The organism is Methylosinus sp. shoA (genome assembly GCF_059718125.1).
On sequence record NZ_AP046091.1, the window covers coordinates 3,197,269 to 3,218,856 of the forward strand.

The following is a 21,588-nucleotide window of genomic DNA, read 5'->3' on the forward strand; positions in this document are numbered from 1 at the left end:
GCCGCCGCTGGACGAAACGTCCGGCGGCGGATTTTTTTGCGGCGCGTCGGCGGGGCGGGGCGCCGATGTGATATTTGCGAAAGCGATGACCCGCGCCGATTTGCCTCTCGCCCCTCGCGTGCGCCGGCTGCGGCTCTCCGATTTCCGTTCCTATGCCGTGCTCGATGTCGCGATAGAAGCGGCGCTCGTCGTGCTGGCCGGCGAGAACGGCGCCGGCAAGACCAATATCCTCGAGGCTCTGTCCCTCTTTTCTCCCGGCCGCGGCCTGCGCGGCGCGGACATCGCCGAATGCGCGCGACGCCGGGGGCCGGGCGGCTTCGCCGTCTCGATCGATCTCGAAACCGACGGCCGTATCGCGCAGCTCGGCCACGGCCTCGAAGCCGGCGGGCCCGGCGAGGCGGCTTCGCGCCGCTTCCGTATCGATCGCGCGCCGGTCTCCTCCGCGCGCGCCTTTGCCGATCATCTTCGCCCGCTGTGGCTGACGCCGGCGATGGACGGTCTTTTCGCCGGCCCGGCCGGCGATCGGCGCCGCTTCCTCGACCGGCTGACGATGAGCGTCGACGCCGAGCACGGCGCCCGCGCCGCGAGGCTCGAACGCGCGCTGCGCAACCGCAATCGCCTACTCGCCGAGGAGTCGGCGGACGGCCGCTGGCTGGCGGCGGCTGAGCGCGAGATCGCGGCGCTCGCCGTCGCCGTCGCCGCCGCGCGCCGCGACACGGTGGAGCGGCTGCGCGCGCTGATCGCGGCCGGGCGCGACGACACTTCACCCTTTCCCTTCGCCGATGTGACGATCGACGGCGAGCTCGAGCGCATGGTCGGAGAAGAGCCGGCGCTGCGCGTCGAGGATCATTATCGTGGGCTTCTGGCATCGATGCGCCGGCGCGACGCGGCCGCCGGCCGCACTTTGAGCGGACCGCAGGCGAGCGACCTCCTCGTGCGCCATGGCCCCAAGGACGAGGCGGCCCGCGCCTGCTCCACGGGCGAGCAGAAGGCGCTGCTCACCGGCCTCGTGCTCGCCCATGCGCGGCTGGTCGCGGCGACGGCGGGCGTCGCGCCGCTGCTGCTGCTCGACGAGATCGCCGCCCATTTCGATCCGGCGCGGCGGGAGGCGCTGTTCGGCGAGCTCGAGCGGATCGGCGGGCAGGTGTGGATGACGGGCGCCGATCCGTCGGTCTTCGCGTCGCTCTCGGGACGCGCGGACATGCTGCGCGTCACGCCGGGGCGCGTCGCGTAGCGGGCCGGCGCATGTTTTTCGGCGACCGCTCCGCACGCGTCGCAGCACGGGGCAACCGGCCGGGAGCCGCCTCTCTCGTGTTCACCCGATTGTCCGATCCCGGTCAGAAGCGATTTACCGGAAGCGCGAATCCGACTAAGCCTTTCGACCGGCAAGCCCGTGCCTCCGCCCTCCGCTCGGAAAGCATTGTTCGTGCTGGGCCGAACACCGATCGAGCCGACCGTTCGAGCACGAAGCATAAGGAGGGGTTGCGACCTTTGCTCGCTACAGGAGGTTCTCGCGATGAAGCTGTCAGCCCCGATTCATCATCTGAAGCGTAAAGCCAGACGACTGTCCCGCAGAGAAAAGATTCCGCTGCATCGGGCGCTCGACCTCGCGGCCGCCGAAGAAGGCTTCGGCAGATGGAGCCTGCTGGCGTCGAAAGCAGCGGCGGCGACGCAAATCGAAGGCCTCTTCGCACGGCTCGAGCCCGGAGACATGGTGTTGGTCGGCGCGCGCCCGGGCCAGGGCAAGACCTTGCTCGGCCTGAGATTGGCGATAGAAGCCATGCGAGCCGGAAATCCTGCGTTCTTCTTCACGGTCGAATGCACGAAAAAAGATCTCGCCGAACGCTTCCGCGCGATCGGCGTCGATTGGACGCACTTCGATAGACGGTTCGAGTTCTGCGAAGCCGACGCCATCTGCTCGGACCACATCATAAAGGGATTGGAATCGGCGCCCCGCGGCGCCCTGGCGGTCGTCGATTATCTGCAAGCGCTCGACCAGAGAAGGGAAAGCCCAGAATTGACGGCCCAGGTTCGCGCGTTGAGAGCATTCGCACGCGAACGGAGGCTGATCTTCCTGTTCATCTCGCAAATTCACCGATCCTATGATCCGTCGGCGAAGCCTTTCCCCGATCTCGAAGACGTAAGGCTGCCCAATCCCCTGGATTTGACGCTGTTCGACAGAGCGTGCTTCGTGAACGGGGGAGACGTCCGATTTCGCTCGCTGAACTGATCGTTTCGAGGCGGCGGTCGCGGGCTTCCCGGCCCGCGACCGCCGTCGAGAAGACCGCGTCAATCGCCGAACTCGAATGGTCGTTTCAACTCCTGCCGGTAGCGATGCGCCGGATAGACGCCGATGATCTCGAGCTCCTTGGAAAAGAAGCGCAACTCCTCCAGGGCGCGGGCCAGCGCCGGCTCGTCCGGATGGCCGTCGACGTCGGCGAGGAAGCGCGTCGCCGCGAATTCGCCGTCGACCATATAGCTCTCGAGCTTGGTCATGTTGACGCCATTGGTGGCGAAGCCGCCGAGCGCCTTGTAGAGCGCCGCCGGCACATTGCGCACGCGGAAGACGAAGCTCGTCATGGTCGGGCCGTTGTTCGGCGCCGGCCATTGCGGCGTCTTCGACAGAATGACGAAGCGGGTGGTGTTGTGGGCCGCGTCCTCGACATTCTCGGCGATCACGTCGAGGCCATAGATCGAGGCGGCGAGCGCCGGCGCCAGCGCCGCCTTGCTCTCGTCGTTCCACTCGGCGACCTCGCGCGCGGCGCCGGCCGTGTCGCCGGCGGTGTGGGCGGCGAGGCCGAGCTCGCGGATGATGCGGCGGCATTGGCCGAGCGCATGCACATGGCTGTAGACGCTGCGCAGGCTCTCGCGCGTCGCGCCGCGCGGCGCCATCAGCTGAAAATGGATCGGCAGAAAATATTCGCCGATGATGTGCAGGCCGGAATTGGGCAGGAAATGGTGAATATCGGCGACGCGGCCGGCGATCGAATTCTCGATCGGGATCATGCCGAGCGCGGCGACGCCGTCCGTAACCGCGGCGAAAGCGTCCTCGAAGCTCGCGCAGGGCAGGGGCTCGAGCTGCGGATAGGCGTCGCGGCAGGCAATGTCGGAATTGGCGCCGGGCTCTCCCTGATAAGCGATTTTCGGCTTCTGCGTCATCCGATGCGGCTCCGGAAGCGGCGCCGTCGCCAAGCGCGCCGCGGGAGCGGCGCGCCTCGACGGCGCTTCGGGCGAGGGCGTCAATAGGCGTTCTGGTCTTCGCCCACCCAGCCCTTGTCCGAGCGGACGAAATGCAGCGTGCCCTCGCTCTTGTGCACCTCGCCCTTCTTGAAGCTCTGATCCTGCGCGAGGCCGAGGAAGGCGCAGCGACCGCGCAGTTTTTCGTCCGCGCAATGCGCCTCGTAATCCTCGGGGAACTGCACCTCCGCCTCATACCAGAGCTCATAGGCCTCGGCGCTCGGCGTCTTCACATCGCGTCCATCGACCTTCTTGAAGGAGATCAGCTTGGCGCCGACGCCCTGCTTGGAGAGCAGATTGCGCAGCACTTTGGCGCCGACCGCGTCATTGGGCTCCCGTCCGCCGCCGCAGCCGCCGAGCGCGATCGTCGCCGCCGCCGCGACCGCCAAGAGAAGGCCTGTCATATGCATCGAACTTCCTCCCACGCCCTCTCGGCGCTGTTCTTCGCCGGCGGTCGTCGTTCGTCGCGGCTCCGGCCGGGCCGATTTGCCACAAAGCGGCAGTTCGAGCAAAGGGCGAATCCGGTCAGGGGCGCCATGGCGATGCAGACGCTCGCTTTTCGAGAGCGCCGCGGGGAGGAAACACTGCTGCTTGTCGTTACAGAATGTTGATTTTATGTGACAACGTGGAATTTTGTAGAAAATCCTGCTGGAAGGTTGCATTTTTATGCAGCTGAGTTAACCTCATCTCCGCCAAAACGAGGTGCGCGTCTGGCGGCGTCAGCGGCTCAGAAGAATAAACCGTGGCGTGACATTGCGTTCGATGCGTATCGGCAAACAACTTCGAATACCCTGCGGAGTGCTCAGGTCCGCCGCATCTCCTGGGTCCGTGGGGTTGGCCGGCTGGCGTTGGTTGGAGTGGCCTCCTTAAAGCCAGCGCCAGTCGGCCGCCTTCGTTTCGCTCCCGAACGAAGGCCAGCGAGCGGGACGGCCGCTTCATCAGGGAGATCGCCGAACAGGGACGAAATTCTCCGCCTCCGGGCGGAGCAAGGCGCGCGCCTCGTGTCGACGTCGCAGGACTATGATACGCAACGCCCCCGAGAGCCGCATGGCCTCGGGGGCGTTGCGTATCACGCCGATCGGCGTGGCGTCACTTGATCTTGGTTTCCTTGAACTCGACGTGCTTGCGCACGACCGGGTCATATTTCTTGAACGCGAGCTTTTCGGTCTTGGTGCGCGCATTCTTCTTGGTGACATAGAATGTGCCTGTATCGGCGGTCGACAGAAGCTTGATTTTGATCATGGCGGATTTGGCCATTGGGGCTCGGTCCTGTAACTTGAGATGGACTCTCGCTCCGGTCCCGATCCAACCCGAATCCGGCGGCGAATTGTGCGGCACAATACGAAGGCGCGTCGCATTGTCAAGACGGCGCCGGGGACGCGCGGCGGACGCCGCGAGAGGAAGTCTGCGCGGTCTGTCGATGAGGGCTTGGCAAGGCTCCGCCGAGCGGCTATATCGCCGCCACCGTTCCCCGATAGCTCAGCCGGTAGAGCAAGCGACTGTTAATCGCTGGGTCGCAGGTTCGAGTCCTGCTCGGGGAGCCATTTCGGTACGAAACTGCGAACGCCAAACCCCGCAGTTTCCACTCCATGCTTTCCTCCAGATGCCTCGGTGAGGAGCTGGAGGGCCGTCCGCGGATCAAAATCTGGTCCATCTCTGCCCGCTGGACAAGTTTCTGGACGTGGCTCCTCCTGAAGCTGCCGTCTTCCCGCCGAAATCACGCAGTTCCAGTCATCGGGGCACCGGCTTGCTTTCTACGGCGGGCTGCGGTGCGAACTGGGCGCTGCTCTCGACACCGACATCGCCGAGGCTGTGGAGCTTGATCGTCGGGCGCGACGGCAGCCTCACCGTGAGTTCGAGCTGACCGCCGACCGCCTCGACATAGCTGCGCAGCGTCGACAACATGTCAGCCTGCTTTTCGATCTTGGACACCGACGGCTGCTTGATGTTGAGCGCGGTCGCGACGTCCTCCTGAGCCTTGCCAGCGATTTGACGAAGCTCACGAAGGCTCTCCACCTCCTGCTTGAGTTCCTGATAGCGTGCTTCGATCGCCATGCGCCGAAAGCGCCTGCGCGCCTGCGTCGACCCCACACTTTCCGCACAACCTTGTTCGCCGCTTAACGATTTAGGATTGCGCACTGGCTCGACGGTGATCTCCCCGTATCGGCCGATTGCCGGCTTGCGCCGTTGTCCATTGTGGGCGATGTAGGCCACCATGAAAATCTTGCGGCCAGTCGGCGTGACCTTCACAAGGAAACTTGGGTATGGGCGTATCGCGGAGTTCGTAATCGCGCTCCCTCGCGGTCGCGGCGTCTACGACGGTCTTTGTGAGCTTGATTTTGGGCATTCCTAACCTCCGTTGAGGTCGGATTTCAGGTGCAGAATAGGTGCACCCGGAAAGCCGACCGTAGCGAACATTCGGTTAGGTATGAGTGTCCAAAAACCGAAAAAAGCTAGCGTTAGCAATCGGCTATCTGGAAATCGGATACCCCCGGACACACAAAGGATAGGAGATATCCGGTCTCTCAAAATCCGCCATCATCACGGATATGTCGGTTCGAGTCCGACCGCCCGCACCAGCTGTCCCGGCAACGGTCATACGACACGCCGTTTTTCTGCCTGGGCGACGAGTATGAGGGGATAAAGGCCGAGGCGCCGTCCGGCGCGCGAAGCGCGCCGCCGCTCTCGGATCTTGCCGGAAGACGCTTTCGATCGCGACAGCTCGCCGACTCGACATGTCGCGTCGCTCCGCGACAAGCGTCCGGCCAGGCGTGAGGGCCGCAGGATAGAGCGCGCCATCCCGCCCTTGCGCTCGCCGCCTCACGCCGCGCGGCGCTCGCTCTCCGAGGCGCCGCCGAAATAATCGAGATAGCGCGCGTCGAGCTCGGCGACCTTCACGACGACGAATACGTCGGTCGTGTTGAACTTGCGGTCGACCACCGCGCCGTCGCCGAATTTCGCGCCGACGCGCAGATAGCCCTTGATCAGCGGCGGCAGCGCATTCATCGCCTTGCGCGCATCGACCGTCTCCTTCGCCAGCATCGCCATCGGCACATGCAATTCGCGACAGGCGCTGACGCGCCAGTCTGCGTCGGCGCTCGCGTAATGGGCGAGGAAGCTCAGTGTCGCCGCATGGGCGAGCGGATTGGCGCCCTCGAAGCTCGCGCAACCGATCATCGCGTCGATGCGATGATGGCGCACATAAGCGAGAATGCCGCGCCACAAGAGCTCGATCGTGCGCTTGCCGCGATATTGCTCCATCACGCAGGAGCGTCCGAGCTCCAGGAAGCGCAGGCCGGGATGGCGCGCGAGCAGCGGCTCGAGATCATATTCGCCGGCGGAGTAGAAGCCGCCCTTCTTCTGGGCGACGTCGCTGCGCAGCAGGCGATAGGCGCCGACGACCTTGGGCTTGATCTTGCCGAAGCGGGTGCGCGCGGCGTGATCGATGACGATGAGATGATCGCAGAATTTGTCGAAGCGGTCGGCGTCGCGGCGGGTGATCGCCGCCTTGGCGTCGGGAGTCGCGCCGCCCTTGCGGAAGAAGACTTTGAAACGCAGGCGCTGCGCCTTGCGGATCTCCTTCTTGCCGCAGGCGAGACGCACCTCGAGCGGTCCGAGCCGCGCGAGCGGTCCGTCCAGGCCGCTGGTCTTCTTCTTCGGTCTCAGCAACGGAAAGGCGCCGGCGATGATCTTGCGGCCGGCGTCGGCGTCGATCGCCCACATATTTTCTTTCGTCCCCGCTCCTCGCGCGCCCGCCCTGACGGGGAGCGTCCATGGTCTGGTCCTTAGACCATGGACGGGCGAAGCTTTTGTGACGGCGCGCGCTCGACGCGCGCCGTCGCTCTTTGCGTCACTGCGACTGGGAGGTCGACTGCTCCTGTCCGCCGAGCAGCGGCGTGATGCGGCGAACCGTCACGCGGCGGTTCTCGCGCGCGGGGCCTTGGACCTGCACCTTGAGATATTGCTCGCCATACCCCTGCGTCGTCAGATTTTCCGCCGGCACGCCGAAGTCGCGCGTCAATATCGTCGCGACCGATTGCGCGCGGCGATCGGACAGCGACAGATTGTCGACGTCCGAGCCGACGGCGTCGGTGTGGCCTTCGATGAGATAGACCTCGCTCGGATTGCGGCGGATCGCCTCGTTCAGCGCCGCGGCGATGACCGAGAGCCGCTGCGCCTGGTCGGGCGCGACGGTCCAGGAGCCGGAATCGAAAGTGATCGTGTCGATGTCGACGCTGCGGGTGTAGGCGCGCAGGCTCGGGCTCGCGCGCACCTCGTCCAGCGTGTAGCGGCGCGGCACCGGAGCGACCGGCGGCGCCGTCAGCGCCTCATAGACGACCTGCTCGTCCGCCGCGCCATAATCGACGACATAGCGCTCGCGCGGGATTGCGACGGGCGGCGGCGGCGGCAGCACGACCTCCTCCGTGTAACCGCGCGGCGGGCCGCGGAACGTATTGTCGATGATGATGATCTCGCGTCCGTCCGGGAAGCGGCGGATGCGGCGGAGCAGAACGCCATTGGCGTCGGTGTAGGTGACGACCTCGCCGCCGTCGCGCCGCGGATAGACGGTGACGAATTCGTCGCCGCGCCGCTCGCTGCGCAGATCGACGCCGAGGTCGCGGAACCGTTCGTTCTCGTCGTGGCGGATGTGGACCCCGTAGCGGTCGCGCACGATCGTGCGGCCGGGCTCCTCGATGACGGTGTAGCCGTCGCGGTCGAACTGCCGGCGGTGCGCATGGATCTGGTCGACGCGCGCGACTCCGGGCTGGGCCAGCATGAAGCCGCCGACGAGCCCGGCCGCGGCGCCGATCGCCGCCGCCGCTGCGGGCGATAGGCCCGAGCCGCCGCTCCGCGGCGGCGGGGCGGCGGGCGGTCCGCCGGCGACCGGCGGGACGCCGGGTCCGCTGGGCGGCCGGAAGCGGCCATGCCCGCCGGGAACCCGGCCGTCGGGCGCTTGTCCAACAGGAGCGCCGACGTTCGGCGAGACGGCCGGCGGAGCGCCGGGCGCCGTCGTCAGACCGGGACGGCCGCCCGGCGCGTGGCCGTCGGCCCCATGGACCACCGGGACCCCGGGCGGGGCTCCCGCGCCGCCGATCGCCGGCGCGCCGCCGGTGCGGGAGCTTCGAATATGGTCGAGGTCCCCAGGCGCGCCGGGAGCGCCGACCGGCGTTCCTGCGCCGACGGCGGGGGGAGCGGCGGGGCGGTTGCCCGGGATATGATCGGGGGCGCCGATTGCGGGCGCCAGGCCGGGGCGGGCGGCCGGAGCCTCGGCGCCGCCAGGCGCGGTCGGGGCGCGGGCGGCCGGGACGCGATCGGGGACGCGATCGGAAATGACATGGCCGGCGGCGGGGGCGCTCGCCTCGCCGCCGCCCGGCGTATGCTGCGAACCGCCGAGCGCCGCAGGGACGGACGGGCCCCCCGGTCGGCGCGCGCCGCCGTCCGGCGTATCGCCGGGCGCGCGCGGGCCTCCGCGCTGCGCCGCGCGTGGCGGCGTCTGCGGAGCGGCCGGTCCCGGGGCGCGGCCGGGCGTTCCGTCGGCGGCGGGCGCCGGCCGCGTGTGAAATTCCCCGAGCGCGGGCCGTTGCGGCTGGGCCGGAACGGCGTGCGGCGCGGCAAATGGCTGCGCCGGCGCTACGCGCGGCGCGATCTGGGGTGCCGCTTGCGGAACGGGATGGGCGGCAGCCGCCGGCGGCCGGGCCATGGGCGCATGCGGCTGCTGCGGAACGCCGCCGCCCATCGGGGCGGGCGCCCGCGCCGTCGGCGCGGAGCCGCGCGGCTGCGGCGATCGATCCTTCTTGTCCTTGTCGTCGTGGCCGCTCGGCGTCTGAGCCGGTCGGACGGGATCCGGCGTCTGCGCCGTCGCGTTCGGGCCCGCTGCGAGGATCAGCGCCGGCGTCATCATGCCGGCCAGCAAGATATTCGTCGTTCTGCGCATGTTCGGCGTCCTCCCCGGATTCCGGAAACGAATCGCCAGCGCCGGCGCTCGTCGTGTTCACTTATGAACGACCTGTGGCGTCGCCGATGGGCGAAATTCGCGCCTTTTTGTGACGGCGCGGCGCGGCTCAGATCGCCGCGCAGGCTTCGCTGTGTTCGCCGGGAGCGAGCGCCGCCGCGATCGCCGCGGACAGAGCGGGAAACTCCACCGGCTTGGTGAGCAGGGCGTCCACCCCGGCGCCGAGCGCAGCGCGTTCGTCCTGCTCGAGCGCGCTCGCCGTGAGGGCGACGATCGGCAGACGCCGCGCGCCGACGCGCGATTCTTCGGTGCGGATGAGCCGCGTCGCCTCGAGGCCGTCGAGGTCGGGCATGAAGAGATCCATGAGAACGATGTCGAAGGCGCGGACCCGGCCCGCCCACGCCGCGCGTGCGAGTTCGACCGCCTCGGCGCCGTTCTCGGCGCGCGTGACCAGCGCGCCGAGCTTCTCGAGGCGCCGGCACACGATCCGGGCGTTGATCTCATTGTCCTCGGCCACGAGAATATGCAGCCCGCCGAGCGTCGTCTCGGGCGCGACGAAGCCGGCGTCGCTGCGGGCGGGCGGCGGCGCGGGCGACAGGCGCTCGACGAGCGAGGCGGCGCGCGCCGGCTTGACCAGCCAGCCATCGAAACGGCGCAGCGCCGCTTCGCCGAAGGCGCGCCGCTCCATCGGCGAGAACAGCAGCAGGGCGCGTCCCGCTCCCGCGCGGCGCGCCGCATGGGCGAGCCGTTCGGTCGCGTCTTCGCCGAGCGCGCAATCGACGACGACCGAGTCGAAAGCCATGGCCTCGCCCATCATGCGCGCGGCTTCTGCCTCGTCGCGGGCGATTCGGGCCTGTGCGCCCGCCTCGCGCAGAACCTCGGCGATGAACGGACCTTCGAAGATCGTTGCGGAGACGATGAGAGCACGCGTTCCGGCGAGGCGGGCATCGGGTCTTGGGCGCGGCTCATAGACCGCGTTCGGTCCGCGCGGCAGGGTGAAGACGAAGATCGAGCCCGGCCGCGCGCAGTCCTCGATCTCCAGCCGTCCGCCCATCAGTTCGGCGAGATGGCGTGAAATAGCGAGGCCGAGGCCGGTGCCGCCGTGACGGCGTGTCGACGAGCCGTCGCCCTGCTCGAACTCCTCGAAGATGATTCCGCGCGCGCCCGGCGGCACTCCAGGCCCGGTGTCGACGACACGAAAGGCGAGCGCGCCGCCGGCGTCGATTTCGACCCTCAGGCCGACACCGCCCTGCGAAGTGAAATTGACGGCGTTGCCGGCGAGATTGACGAGCACTTGGCGCACGCGCGCCGCGTCGCCCTCGATGCGTTCGGGCGCATCCGCCGAGATGAAGCCGGCGATCTCCAGACCCTTGGCTTCGGCGCGCGGCGCGAGCAGTTCCACGACGCCCTCGAGGAGCGGGGCGAGGGCGAAGGACTCGATGCGCAGCTCGACCTTGCCGGCCTCGATCTTGGAGAAGTCGAGAATGTCGTCGATGAGCTGGGCGAGCGAGCGGCCGGAGGCGGCGATCGCGTCGACATAGCTTGCCTGCTCCGCGTCGAGCCGCGTCGCCGCCAGCAATTGCGCGAGGCCGAGAACGCCGTTGAGCGGCGTGCGAATCTCATGGCTGACGGTGGCGAGAAAGCGGGACTTGGCGAGACTCGCCGCCTCGGCGCGGTCACGCGCCGCGGCGGCGGCGCGCAGCTCCCAAATCTCGTCCCGCAATCCTTCGAGCTCGGACTCGACCGCCGAACGGCGCCGCGACCGCACGAGACGCATGCAGCCGAAGACCGCGACGGCGAGCAGCGCCGCGGCGGCGAGAAAGACGAGCGTCTGGAGCAAGAAGGACATCCGGATTTCCTGATAGGCTTCGACCATGGCGATCATCCGGTATGGAATGGGAGAAAGTATGAATGAAATCGTCGACCGGCGCGACTCAAGCTGCGGCGCGCGCTCCCCTGTGTTCGCCGCGATAGGCGAGGGCTTCGGCGAGGTGGCGGCGCTCGACGGCCTCCGCTCCGTCGAGATCGGCGATGGTGCGGCCGAGCTTCAGCACGCGATGAAAGCCGCGTGCGGAAAGATGGAGCCGATCCGCGGCGTCACGGATCAGCGCCGCCCCCGAAGCGTCGAGACGGGCCGCTTTCTCGATCGCGCCGGCCGGCGCCGAGGCGTTGGTGGTCGTCGGGGAGAGGTCCATGCGCTCATAGCGCAGCCTCTGGCGCTCGCGCGCGGCGGCGACGCGTCGCGCCGCCTGCGCCGAGCCCTCCGCCGGGGGCGGCAGCACGAGATCGGCGGCCGAGACCGCCGGAACCTCGATGCGCAGGTCGAAGCGATCTATCAGCGGACCCGAGAGCCGCGCCGCATATTGCGCGACGCAGCGCTCGTTGGGCTGCCGCCGGCAGGCGAAGCCCGGATCGAGCGCATGGCCGCAGCGGCACGGATTCATCGCCGCGACGAGCTGGAACCTCGCCGGATAGACGGCGCGATGATTAGCGCGCGAGACCGCGACCTCGCCGGTCTCGAGCGGCTGGCGCAGGCTGTCGAGCGCCTGCGCCTGGAACTCCGGCAGTTCGTCGAGAAACAGAACGCCATTGTGGGCGAGTGATATCTCGCCCGGCCGCGCATGCGTCCCGCCGCCGACCAGCGCCGCCATCGAGGCGGAATGATGCGGCGCGCGGAACGGCCGCCGGTCGGTGAGTTCGCCGCCCGCGAGTTCGCCAGCGACGGAATGGATCATCGACACTTCGAGCAGCTCGCGCGGCGAGAGAGGCGGAAGGATCGAGGGCAGGCGCGCCGCCAACATCGACTTGCCGGCGCCGGGCGGCCCGTTCATCAACAGATTGTGGCCGCCGGCCGCAGCGATCTCCAGCGCCCGCTTGGCGCTCTCCTGGCCTTTGATGTCGGCGAGGTCCGGGAGATCGCCGGCTGGCGCGCGCACCGCCGGCTGCGGCCGCGCCAGGACCTGCGTTCCCTTGAGGTGGTTGACGAGCTGGATCAGCGAGCGCGGCGCGACCACCTCCATCTCGTTCGACGCCCAGGCCGCCTCCGGCCCGCATTCGCGCGGGCAGATCAGCCCATGGCCGCGCATATTGGCGGCGACCGCCGCGGGCAGCACGCCGGCGACCGGGGTCAAGGTCCCGTCGAGCGCCAGCTCGCCGAGAACGGTGAAGCCGTCGAGCGCGTCGGAGGGAATGGCGCCGATCGCGGCCATCACGCCGAGCGCGATGGGAAGATCGTAATGGCTGCCTTCCTTGGGCATGTCGGCCGGCGCCAGATTGACCGTCAGGCGCTTCGCCGGCAGGGCGAGGCCCGACGCCGTGAGCGCCGCGCGCACCCGCTCGCGCGATTCGGCGACGGCCTTGTCGGCGAGGCCGACAAGAGTGAACACCACATTGCCGCTGGCGATCTGCACCTGCACGTCGACGGGTTTCGCCTCGATCCCCTCGAAGGCCACGGTTGCGACTCTGACCACCATGCCCGCGCCCCCGCCCGCTGCGCCGCGCCCCAAACCAATTCGACCGTCGCTATGCTAGCGCGCGCCGTCCGTCCGCGCAAGAACAATATGGGAACAGATCGCGGCGGCGCTCGGGCGGAAACGGCGCGCGAGGTCCTGCGCAACTCTCGCTACGCCGGCAACGTCGTGCTAACGCCTCGGCGCCAGACTAGGAAGGGCCGCGCGAGCGATGCAAAAAGGCCGAGAATCGCCGTCAATCTGACCTGCGGACGGACTGTTGCGACGCGCGAAGGCGCGAGATCGGAAGACGTGAGATGAGCCCGCAAAATCAATTTCGAGGAAAGCTTCTGACCGCGACCCTGTCGCTCGCCTTCGCTTTTGCTTCGGTCGCGCGCGCCGCCGAGGGCGCCGTCGATTGCGGACACAACGGCGACGGATTCGAGACCTGGCTCGATTCCTTCAAGCGCGACGCGGCCGCGGCGGGAATTTCGCAGCGCGCGATCCAGGCGTCGCTCGCCGACGTCTATTACGACCGCTCCGTGATTTCGCATGATCGTGGGCAAAAAGTGTTCCGCCAGAGCTTCGAGCAGTTCTCCGGACGCATGGTCAACTCATACCGGGTGAGCAAGGGCCGGCAGTTGGTGCAGCGTCATGCGGCGCTGTTCAAGCAGATCGAACAGCGCTACGGCGTTCCGGGACCGGTTCTGGTCGCGATCTGGGGTCTCGAGACGGATTTCGGCGCGTTCAACGGAAGTTTCGCGACGATCCGCGCATTGGCGACGCTCGCCTACGACTGCCGCCGCGCCGAGCGCTTCCGCGCCGAGCTGCTGGACGCGCTACGCATCGTCGACCGCGGCGATCTCTCGCCGGACAAAATGCGCGGCGCCTGGGCCGGCGAGATCGGCCAGACCCAGTTCATGCCGTCGTCCTATTTGAAATTCGCCGTCGATTTCAACGGCGACGGATCGCGCGATCTCGTCCACGACACGGCCGACGTGCTCGCCTCGACCGCCAATTTCCTGCACGGCCACGGATGGCAGCCGGGCGCCGGCTGGGACGAAGGTCAGCCGAACTTTCCCGTTCTGCTGCAATGGAACAAGGCGAAAGTCTATTCCAAGACCATCGCCCTGCTCGCCCATCGCATCAACGGCGACTGATCTCTTTTCGAACTCGCACGCTCGACGGCGGAGGTCCTCGAAGGCTCGCGAGCCGGCGGCTCACTCGGCCGGCTCGGGCCGCGGCGTCGTCGTCTTGATCGACGTCTTCGGCCGATGTTTCAGATAGGCCCAAAAAACGCCGATCACGCCGAACGCCATCAGAACGTAATAGGGAAGACTGCGAAAGAAGCTCTCGCCCACCGAGAAGGGAAAGCGCGACACCCAGCGCTCGCCGTGCGGACCCGCCGCCGTGACGATGCCGACGAAGAAGCCCGCCTCCGGGAACACATGCTCGAAATTGATCGTGCCGTTCGGATAGATGCGGGGTGGGCGATAGGCGACAGTCACCGCGTCGAGATCAGCGTTCTCCTTCTCCTCGCCGCCCACATCCTTGACGATGCGGATGTCGATCGCCATCTCGCGCAGCTCGTCCTGCTCGGCGTCGAGCGCGATGATCATATGGCCGGTCGAGGGAATGTCCTCGCAGAATTCGTTTTTCGAGGCGTCGGGCAGATAGCCCGTGAAATTCATGATGTCCGGGCCGATGAAGAGCCGGCACCGGCCCTCGGCCGCGCCGAGCCGCCCATGAGCGGAGGCGGGACTGGCGAATGCGACGAGCGAGACGAGCAACGCCGCCGCGCCGAGCAAGCCGGCGAAGGGCGTGGACCATGGGCGGCGAAACCCATCGATCGACCGCCGTGACGGGACAAGACCGTCGGGCATGATGATTCTCCCCCTAGAGCACCGTTGTTTCGGCCCCGGGTCCGCCCTTCCCCTCGGCCGCCGGCCGTTCGTCGGGCCGGAGTCCGACGCGGTATCGCCGACGCCCCGCCGCCGCCCGGATCGGCTCGCCGCGCCAGGGAAAACATAACCCATAATCGGGAGTTTTCCAGCTCCAGTTCCGGCTTGCGGCAAAATCGACGATCCGCGACATCGAACAGTTCAGGACGGCCGAAATCGCCCCATCCGCCTCTTCGACGCCAATCGCCGAACTGCCCATACGAGTCTCCGGCCCGCAAAGCAGATTCTACTCCGCCGCTTCTCTATCGAACGCCCCGCGATCGATCCCGCCGCCCACCAAAATCTCCCGCTTGCCCGCATGGTTCGCCTGGCCGACCACGCCCTCGCGCTCCATCTGCTCCACCAATGACGCCGCCTTGTTGTAGCCGATCGACAAACGCCGCTGGATATAGCTCGTCGAGCATTTGCGGTCGCGCAGCACGATCGCCACCGCGCGGTCGTAGAGATCGCCCGCTTCTTCCGCATCCATCGAGCCGGGCGCCGCGCTTTCCGGCGCGTCCTCGCCCCCCTCGTCGTCGGTGGTGATGGCGTCGAGATATTGCGGCTGGCCTTGAATCTTCAGGTGCGCGACGATCTTCTCGACCTCTGCGTCCGATACGAATGGCCCGTGCACGCGCGAGATGCGGCCGCCGCCGGCCATATAGAGCATGTCGCCCTGGCCGAGCAGCTGCTCGGCGCCCTGCTCGCCCAGAATGGTGCGGCTGTCGATCTTCGACGTCACCTGAAACGAAATGCGCGTCGGGAAATTCGCCTTGATCGTGCCGGTGATGACGTCGACCGAGGGACGTTGCGTCGCCATGATGAGATGAATTCCGGCGGCGCGCGCCATTTGCGCGAGGCGTTGGATCGCGCCTTCGATGTCCTTGCCGGCGACGAGCATCAGATCCGCCATCTCGTCGACGATCACGACGATGAAGGGCAGCGGCTGCAGATCCATCTCCTCGTGCTCGAAGATCGCCTCGCCGGTCTCCTTGTCGAAGCCCGTCTGCACGGTGCGGGTGATGACCTCTCCCTTCGCCTGCGCCTCGACGACGCGCGCGTTGAAGCCTTCGATATTGCGCACGCCGAGCTTCGACATCTTCTTGTAGCGGTCCTCCATCTCGCGCACCGCCCATTTCAGCGCCACCACCGCCTTCTTGGGGTCGGTGACGACGGGCGTCAGCAGATGGGGGATGTTGTCGTAGACCGACAGCTCCAGCATCTTCGGATCGACCATGATGAGGCGGCACTCTTCGGGCTTCATCCGATAGAGCAACGACAGGATCATGGTGTTGATGGCGACGGACTTGCCGGAGCCGGTCGTGCCGGCGACGAGCAGATGCGGCATGCGCGCGAGATCGACGATCACCGGCTCGCCGCCGATCGTCTTGCCGAGCGCGATCGCCAGGCGATGCCTGGTCTTCTCGAAGTCCTCGCAGGCGAGCAGCTCGCGCAGGAAGACGGTCTCGCGGCGATGGTTCGGCAATTCGACGCCGATGGCGTTGCGGCCGGAGACGACGGCGACGCGCGCCGAGACCGCCGACATGGAGCGGGCGATGTCGTCGGCGAGGCCGATGACGCGCGAGGACTTGATGCCCGGCGCGGGCTCGAGCTCGTAGAGAGTGACGACCGGCCCGGGGCGCACATTGATGATCTCGCCCTTGACGCCGAAATCCTCGAGCACGCCCTCCAGCAGGCGGGCGTTCTGCTCGAGCGCGTCCTGCGACACCTTGGCGCCGGCGGCGGGCTTCTTGGGCTCGCTCAGCAACAGCAGGCCCGGCAGCTCGTAGCGTTGTGCGGCGCCCCTGCTCTCGAACAGCGACGGCTGGCGCTCGCGCATCACGCGCTTGCCCTGCTTCAAGGGACCTGCCGGCTCCATCACCCGCGCGCTCGCGGGCGGCGGGCCGTCCTCGTCATATGAGACGGGCGCGGCCGCGGCGGCGGCTCGCGCCCGCGCCGGCGGCGCGGGCGCGAAGGAGAGTATGTCGAACACCGGCTCGCGCCGCGCCCCGAGCAGAGGCGGCCCGGCGGGGCCGTCGAGCGCGTCGGGCGGACGGCGCGCGAAGAGCCGCGAGAGACGCCTCGCGACATGGGTCTTCACCGTCAACGCCACATGGATCAGCGCCCCGAGCGAGACGAGCGCGACGCCGGGCTCCTCGTCCGCATCTTCCTCGCTCGCCCTTTCGGCCTCGAAGGCGTCCTCATGCGCCGCGTCCGTCCGCGCCTCGAAGCCGAAACCGGCTGCGCCGGTGAGAGAGACGATGGCGACGCCCGAGACGACCGCTGCGACCAGGGCCATGATCGCGCTCGATTCGCCGGCGTAGCGTCGGGGCAGAGACAGAAGCGCGTCGCCGAGCACGCCGCCGAGGCCGGTCGGCAGCGGCCAGCGGTCGGTCACCGGGAGGAAGGAGGCGACCGCCGCCGCGGCGAGCGCGCCGACGATCCACAGGCCCAATCGCAGCAGCGGGCGGTGGATCGCGCGCTGCGTCAGCAAGCGGGCCCCGAGCATGGCGAGGGACAGAACGGCGGCGATGGTGGCGACGCCGAGCATCTGCATCGAGATATCGGCGACGATCGCCCCGCCCGAGCCGAGCAGATTGCGCACCTTGCCGCTCGTCGCATGGTTGAGCGAGGGATCGCGCGCCGACCAGGAGACGAGCGCCAGCGTGGCTGCGAGCGAGCCGGCGAGCAGAGCGGCTCCGGCGAGCTCCGCCGTCCGCCGCGCCGCGAATTCGCGGACGGGCTCTGGAACTCGACGAAGAGCGTTGCTGCGCGGCATGACGGGACGGCCCGATAGTCTTCTGCGGAAACGACAGCGAAGCGGCTTTCGACCCGGGCCTCCGCCGCATGTAGGCTCGGAGCCTAAGAAAGCGGGGTTAAGGGGCGATTAACCCTCGCGGGGCGCCCCGGCGCGGGCGCGCCGTCGCTTTTCCGTCATGCAAAGCGGCGAAGACTGAGGGGGTCCGCGCCGCGCCCGCGCGAAGCGAATTGGAAGATCGGAGCTCGCGATGCACTCGACCCTCGGCGCCGCCTTCGGCCTGACGATTCTCGCGACCTCGGCCCCGGTCCTGGCCGAATCTCTTTCGGACCGGCGCGCCGCCAAAGAGAAGGTCGAGACGGTCGAGCTCGAGATCGCCTGCGGCAAGCTCGACAAGGAGAATTGCGCCATCGTCGTGCCGGAGATCAACTCCAAGACGGTGGCCCAGGGCGTTCGGCTGAAGCCGCTCGAGTCGAAGGGCAGCGTCGAATCGGTGAACGGCCTCTGCGACGGGGATGTGAATGTCGCCGTCGTGCAGGCCGACGTGCTCGCCGCCCGCGTCGGCAAGCCCGACTGCGCCGGCAAGCTCGTCATGCTCGGAGCGCCGCTCTACCCTTATGAAGGCTTCATGGTCGTGCGCGCCGAGGCGCGGGAGGGCAAGTTCGCCGATCTCATCGAGAATCTGAAGCCCGGCAATGTTCTGCGCGTCGCGGCGGGCGGCTCGGGCTCTGGCGGAGAGCTCACGCTGCGCAATGTCCTCGCGAGCCGGCCGGAATGGAAGCTCCTCATCGACATTCAGCCGGACGGATCGGCGACGGCGCTCAACAAGCTGCGCGACCGGCAGATCGACGCCTTCTTCGTCATGGACGGGCCGCAATCCCCCCTGCTGCAGGAGGTGCGCGAGACGGTCGATCCGAAGACCAAGCAGCGGGTGTTCAAATTCGTCGACTTCCGGCCCGATGAGCGCATATCGGGCATGCGCTTCAACGGCCGCGGCCTCTATGCGACGGCGACGCTCGAATCCGGCTGGTTCAGCGCGCTCCGTTCGATCTCGACGCCCGCCGTGATCGCCATCCGCGACGAATTCTATCGCAGTCAGCCGGCCGTCGCGGCCAAGATCAGGCAGGCCGCGGAAGACGCTTCTCCCGCCGTCGCCGCCCGCGCCGGCGCCCGGCCGGACTGGCGCCGGGATTTCGAAGCGAGGTGACATCGAGAGAGCGAGCCTGGAAGGCTCGAGGTCCAGGGACGAACTCGACCGCGATCCTTGTAACTCGAACACCGCATCGCTTCTTCGAAACGCCGAAGTCTCGGCCCGCCGCTGCGGCGCCGCCCGGAAGTCTCCGCGGAAGCGGCTGCCGACGTCGCCGTTATCCCCTTGCCGACGCCGGGCCCCGTGGCCTCTTCCTGCAACGCCGTCGACCGCTTAAGCTCCTATATGCAAGATGTCGTCGTCGGCGCGGGCGTTTCGCCATTCGCGCCAGCGGTCCGGTTCTTGTATGAGGCGAGACGACTAGGGTGCGCTGCACAAACGCGCCTCGGAAAGCGATGCGATGACCAAATGGGTCTATAATTTCGGCGCCGGAGCCGCCGACGGCTCGGCCGCCTTGCGGGACCTCCTCGGCGGGAAGGGCGCCAATCTCGCCGAAATGGCGGCTCTCGGCCTGCCCGTGCCGCCCGGTTTCACCATCACGACCGAGGTTTGCTCCCACTTCTACGCGAATGGCAAGACCTATCCGGCCGGCCTCGAGCCGCAGGTCGAGGCGGCGCTGACCCGGCTCGGCGAGATCGCCGGACACGCCTTCGGCGAGACGAACTGGCCGCTGCTGGTCTCGGTGCGCTCGGGAGCCCGGGCCTCCATGCCCGGCATGATGGACACGGTGCTGAACCTCGGGCTCAACGACGAGACCGTCGAGGCGCTGGCGAAGATCGCCCGCAACGAGCGCTTCGCGTATGATTCCTACCGCCGCTTCATCGAGATGTATTCGACGGTCGTGCTCGGCCTCGAGCATCACGAATTCGAGGACGCGCTCGAGCATTACAAGGCCGGCAAGGGCCACACGCTGGACACGGACCTCGCCGCCGACGATTGGCGCGCTGTCGCCGCGCTGTTCAAGGAGATTGTCGAGAAAGCGACCTCGCGCCCTTTCCCGCAGGATGCGCGCCGGCAATTATGGGGCGCGATCGGCGCCGTCTTCTCGTCCTGGATGAATGCGCGCGCGATCATCTACCGCCAGCTGCACAATATTCCGGAGAATTGGGGCACGGCCGTCACCATCCAGGCCATGGTGTTCGGCAATATGGACGATCGGTCCGCGACCGGCGTCGCCTTCACCCGCAATCCGGCGACCGGCGCGCGCGAGCTCTACGGCGAATTCCTGATCAACGCGCAGGGCGAAGATGTCGTCGCCGGCATTCGCACGCCGCAGGCGATCACCGAGGCGGCGCGCGAAGCCGGGCGGTCCGACCGGCCGTCGATGGAGACGGCCATGCCGCAGATCTTCGCCGAGTTCCGCGACATTGCGCAGCGGCTCGAGACGCATTACCGCGACATGCAGGACATGGAGTTCACGGTCGAGCGCGGACGGCTGTGGATGCTGCAGACGCGCGCCGGCAAGCGCACGGCGCGGGCGGCGCTGAAGATCGCCGTGGACATGTCGAACGAGGGGCTGATCTCGCGCGAGGAGGCGATCCTGCGCGTCGATCCGCTGTCGCTCGACCAATTGCTGCACCCGACCATCGACCCCGATTCGAAGCCGTCCGTTCTCGCGACCGGCCTGCCCGCGTCGCCCGGCGCCGCGGCGGGCGAGATCGTCTTCGATGCGGAAGAGGCGGAAAAGCTCGCCGCCGGCGGCCGCAAGGTGATTCTCGTGCGCGTCGAGACGAGCCCGGAGGACATCGGCGGAATGCACGCCGCCGAGGGCATTCTGACGACGCGCGGCGGCATGACCTCGCATGCGGCGGTGGTGGCGCGCGGCATGGGCAAGCCCTGCGTCTGCGGCGCCGGCGCGATCCGCGTCAGTTACGAGGACCAGAGCTTCACCGTCGCCGGACGGCGCTTCGCCAAGGGCGATCTCGTCACCATCGACGGCTCGGCCGGCCATGTGATCGCCGGCGCGGTGAAGATGCGCCAGCCCGAGCTCACCGGCGAATTCGCCGTGCTGATGGACTGGGCCGACAAGGCGCGGCGCATGCGCGTGCGCGCCAACGCCGAGACGTCCGCCGACGCCCGCGCCGCGCGGCGCTTCGGGGCCGAAGGGATCGGCCTCGTGCGCACCGAGCACATGTTCTTCGAGGGCGAGCGCATCGTCGCGGTGCGCGAGATGATCCTCGCCGACGACGCGGCGGGACGGCGCGCGGCGCTCGCCAAGCTGCTGCCCATGCAGCGTGACGATTTCGTCGAATTGTTCGAGATCATGTCGGGCCTCCCGGTGACGATCCGCCTGCTCGATCCGCCGCTGCACGAATTCCTGCCGAAATCGGATTCCGAGATCGCCGAGGTCGCCCGCGCCATGGGCGCGGACCCGGCCAAATTGCGGCAGCGCGCGAAAGAGCTCTCCGAGTTCAATCCGATGCTCGGCTTTCGCGGCGTGCGTCTCGCCATCGCCTTCCCGGAGATCGTCGAGATGCAGGCGCGCGCGATCTTCGAGGCGGCGATCGTCTCGGCCGCCGCGACCGGCGTTCCCGCGGCGATCGAGATCATGGTCCCGCTCGTCTTCGGCAGGCCGGAGCTCGATTTCGTGAAGGCGCAGGTGGCGGCGACGGCGGCCGCCGTGGCGCAGGAGACCGGGCTCTCGCCCCGTCATCAGATCGGCACGATGATCGAGCTGCCGCGCGCCTGCCTGCGCGCCGCCGAAATCGCGCAGGCGGCCGAGTTCTTCTCCTTCGGCACCAATGATCTGACGCAGACCGCGCTCGGCGTCTCGCGCGACGACGCCGGCGCCTTCCTCGGCGCCTATGCGCAGCGAGGCATTCTCCCTGCCGATCCGTTCGTGACGATCGATCAGGAGGGCGTCGGCGAATTGGTGCGGCTTGCCGCCGAGCGCGCCCGCAGTGCGCGGCCGGACATCAAGCTCGGCATTTGCGGCGAACATGGCGGCGATCCGGCGTCGATCGCCTTCTTCGAGAGCGTCGGGCTCGATTACGTCTCCTGCTCGCCCTTCCGCGTGCCGATCGCCCGCCTCGCCGCGGCGCAGGCGGCGCTGGGCAAGGAGGCGGCGAGCACGGCGTGAGGAGGGGGGGCCGGCGCGATCC

16 protein-coding genes and 1 tRNA gene are annotated in these 21,588 nt (G+C 68.1%); 6 read left to right on the top strand and 11 right to left on the bottom strand.

Going from position 1 to position 21,588, the window contains the following annotated elements:
- The first annotated feature begins 85 nt into the window (after positions 1–85).
- Both recF and AC6IW9_RS14570 read left to right on the top strand, forming a co-directional pair.
- On the top strand, positions 86–1,234 hold the full coding sequence (gene recF / locus AC6IW9_RS14565; protein ID WP_497764605.1) for a DNA replication/repair protein RecF: 1,149 nt from the start codon (positions 86–88) through the stop codon (positions 1,232–1,234).
- A 282-nt stretch (positions 1,235–1,516) separates the two neighbouring features.
- Entirely contained in the window at positions 1,517–2,230 is a 714-nt protein-coding gene (locus AC6IW9_RS14570) for a DNA helicase (protein ID WP_497764606.1), read from the top strand.
- 59 nt (positions 2,231–2,289) lie between these two features.
- Here the strand turns inward: AC6IW9_RS14570 and AC6IW9_RS14575 are convergent, their stop codons facing one another.
- From AC6IW9_RS14575 to rpmG, 3 genes are all read right to left on the bottom strand, one after another.
- Positions 2,290–3,159 (bottom strand): prephenate dehydratase, encoded by an 870-nt coding sequence (locus tag AC6IW9_RS14575; protein ID WP_497764607.1) that lies wholly within the window; start codon positions 3,157–3,159, stop codon positions 2,290–2,292.
- An 80-nt stretch (positions 3,160–3,239) separates the two neighbouring features.
- Positions 3,240–3,641, bottom strand: a complete 402-nt coding sequence (locus AC6IW9_RS14580; RefSeq protein ID WP_497764608.1) for a hypothetical protein — start codon at positions 3,639–3,641, stop codon at positions 3,240–3,242.
- A 685-nt stretch (positions 3,642–4,326) separates the two neighbouring features.
- A complete protein-coding gene (gene rpmG / locus AC6IW9_RS14585; RefSeq protein ID WP_497764609.1) occupies positions 4,327–4,494 on the bottom strand; it encodes a 50S ribosomal protein L33 in 168 nt (55 codons plus the stop codon).
- Positions 4,495–4,705: 211 nt separating this feature from the next.
- On the opposite strand from rpmG, the gene AC6IW9_RS14590 reads away from it, so the two are divergent.
- Positions 4,706–4,781: transfer RNA gene (locus AC6IW9_RS14590), tRNA-Asn, on the top strand.
- Positions 4,782–4,968: 187 nt separating this feature from the next.
- On the opposite strand, the gene AC6IW9_RS14595 is transcribed toward AC6IW9_RS14590, so the two are convergent.
- From AC6IW9_RS14595 to AC6IW9_RS14615, 5 genes are all read right to left on the bottom strand, one after another.
- Positions 4,969–5,454: a helix-turn-helix domain-containing protein gene (locus tag AC6IW9_RS14595; protein WP_497764611.1), complete on the bottom strand. Its 486-nt coding sequence runs from the start codon at positions 5,452–5,454 to the stop codon at positions 4,969–4,971.
- A 603-nt stretch (positions 5,455–6,057) separates the two neighbouring features.
- A complete protein-coding gene (gene olsB, locus AC6IW9_RS14600) occupies positions 6,058–6,960 on the bottom strand; it encodes a l-ornithine N(alpha)-acyltransferase (RefSeq protein WP_497764613.1) in 903 nt (300 codons plus the stop codon).
- 127 nt (positions 6,961–7,087) lie between these two features.
- On the bottom strand, positions 7,088–9,172 hold the full coding sequence (locus AC6IW9_RS14605; protein WP_497764615.1) for an OmpA family protein: 2,085 nt from the start codon (positions 9,170–9,172) through the stop codon (positions 7,088–7,090).
- Positions 9,173–9,299: 127 nt separating this feature from the next.
- Positions 9,300–11,039 carry an ATP-binding protein gene (locus tag AC6IW9_RS14610; RefSeq protein WP_497764618.1) on the bottom strand — a complete coding sequence of 580 codons (1,740 nt, stop codon included), beginning with the start codon at positions 11,037–11,039 and terminating at the stop codon, positions 9,300–9,302.
- 85 nt (positions 11,040–11,124) lie between these two features.
- Complete coding sequence (locus tag AC6IW9_RS14615) at positions 11,125–12,663, bottom strand: YifB family Mg chelatase-like AAA ATPase (RefSeq protein ID WP_497764620.1); 1,539 nt, start codon at positions 12,661–12,663, stop codon at positions 11,125–11,127.
- Positions 12,664–12,956: 293 nt separating this feature from the next.
- Here AC6IW9_RS14615 and AC6IW9_RS14620 point away from each other — a divergent pair, with 293 nt between their 5' ends.
- Positions 12,957–13,799, top strand: coding sequence for a lytic murein transglycosylase (locus AC6IW9_RS14620; RefSeq protein ID WP_497764621.1), 843 nt, complete (start codon positions 12,957–12,959; stop codon positions 13,797–13,799).
- Between the two features lie 60 nt (positions 13,800–13,859).
- Here AC6IW9_RS14620 and AC6IW9_RS14625 read toward each other — a convergent pair whose 3' ends face one another.
- Genes AC6IW9_RS14625 through AC6IW9_RS14635 form a run of 3 tightly spaced genes read right to left on the bottom strand, consistent with a single transcriptional unit; the run spans position 13,860 to position 17,358 of the window.
- Entirely contained in the window at positions 13,860–14,522 is a 663-nt protein-coding gene (locus AC6IW9_RS14625; RefSeq protein ID WP_497764622.1) for a hypothetical protein, read from the bottom strand.
- Between the two features lie 13 nt (positions 14,523–14,535).
- The gene (locus AC6IW9_RS14630; protein WP_497764625.1) at positions 14,536–14,799 is read right to left on the bottom strand and encodes a hypothetical protein; all 264 of its coding nucleotides are present in this window, start codon (positions 14,797–14,799) and stop codon (positions 14,536–14,538) included.
- 27 nt (positions 14,800–14,826) lie between these two features.
- A complete protein-coding gene (locus AC6IW9_RS14635; protein ID WP_497764626.1) occupies positions 14,827–17,358 on the bottom strand; it encodes an FtsK/SpoIIIE family DNA translocase in 2,532 nt (843 codons plus the stop codon).
- 229 nt (positions 17,359–17,587) lie between these two features.
- Between AC6IW9_RS14635 and AC6IW9_RS14640 the strand changes: the two genes are divergently transcribed.
- The gene (locus AC6IW9_RS14640) at positions 17,588–18,544 is read left to right on the top strand and encodes a TAXI family TRAP transporter solute-binding subunit (protein ID WP_497764628.1); all 957 of its coding nucleotides are present in this window, start codon (positions 17,588–17,590) and stop codon (positions 18,542–18,544) included.
- Between the two features lie 343 nt (positions 18,545–18,887).
- Complete coding sequence (gene ppdK / locus AC6IW9_RS14645; protein ID WP_497764630.1) at positions 18,888–21,566, top strand: pyruvate, phosphate dikinase; 2,679 nt, start codon at positions 18,888–18,890, stop codon at positions 21,564–21,566.
- Positions 21,567–21,588 lie beyond the last annotated feature (22 nt).

What these genes read in the sequence shown, in the direction of transcription:
- AC6IW9_RS14595 (WP_497764611.1), bottom strand. Translation starts at nt 5,454, where the DNA reads ATGGTGGCCTACATCGCCCACAATGGACAACGGCGCAAGCCGGCAATC.
- AC6IW9_RS14570 (WP_497764606.1), top strand. Translation starts at nt 1,517, where the DNA reads ATGAAGCTGTCAGCCCCGATTCATCATCTGAAGCGTAAAGCCAGACGA.
- AC6IW9_RS14625 (WP_497764622.1), bottom strand. Translation starts at nt 14,522, where the DNA reads ATGCCCGACGGTCTTGTCCCGTCACGGCGGTCGATCGATGGGTTTCGC.
- AC6IW9_RS14630 (WP_497764625.1), bottom strand. Translation starts at nt 14,799, where the DNA reads ATGGGCAGTTCGGCGATTGGCGTCGAAGAGGCGGATGGGGCGATTTCG.
- rpmG (WP_497764609.1), bottom strand. Translation starts at nt 4,494, where the DNA reads ATGGCCAAATCCGCCATGATCAAAATCAAGCTTCTGTCGACCGCCGAT.
- olsB (WP_497764613.1), bottom strand. Translation starts at nt 6,960, where the DNA reads ATGTGGGCGATCGACGCCGACGCCGGCCGCAAGATCATCGCCGGCGCC.
- AC6IW9_RS14635 (WP_497764626.1), bottom strand. Translation starts at nt 17,358, where the DNA reads ATGCCGCGCAGCAACGCTCTTCGTCGAGTTCCAGAGCCCGTCCGCGAA.
- recF (WP_497764605.1), top strand. Translation starts at nt 86, where the DNA reads ATGACCCGCGCCGATTTGCCTCTCGCCCCTCGCGTGCGCCGGCTGCGG.
- AC6IW9_RS14575 (WP_497764607.1), bottom strand. Translation starts at nt 3,159, where the DNA reads ATGACGCAGAAGCCGAAAATCGCTTATCAGGGAGAGCCCGGCGCCAAT.
- AC6IW9_RS14610 (WP_497764618.1), bottom strand. Translation starts at nt 11,039, where the DNA reads ATGTCCTTCTTGCTCCAGACGCTCGTCTTTCTCGCCGCCGCGGCGCTG.
- ppdK (WP_497764630.1), top strand. Translation starts at nt 18,888, where the DNA reads ATGACCAAATGGGTCTATAATTTCGGCGCCGGAGCCGCCGACGGCTCG.
- AC6IW9_RS14640 (WP_497764628.1), top strand. Translation starts at nt 17,588, where the DNA reads ATGCACTCGACCCTCGGCGCCGCCTTCGGCCTGACGATTCTCGCGACC.
- AC6IW9_RS14580 (WP_497764608.1), bottom strand. Translation starts at nt 3,641, where the DNA reads ATGACAGGCCTTCTCTTGGCGGTCGCGGCGGCGGCGACGATCGCGCTC.
- AC6IW9_RS14605 (WP_497764615.1), bottom strand. Translation starts at nt 9,172, where the DNA reads ATGCGCAGAACGACGAATATCTTGCTGGCCGGCATGATGACGCCGGCG.
- AC6IW9_RS14615 (WP_497764620.1), bottom strand. Translation starts at nt 12,663, where the DNA reads ATGGTGGTCAGAGTCGCAACCGTGGCCTTCGAGGGGATCGAGGCGAAA.
- AC6IW9_RS14620 (WP_497764621.1), top strand. Translation starts at nt 12,957, where the DNA reads ATGAGCCCGCAAAATCAATTTCGAGGAAAGCTTCTGACCGCGACCCTG.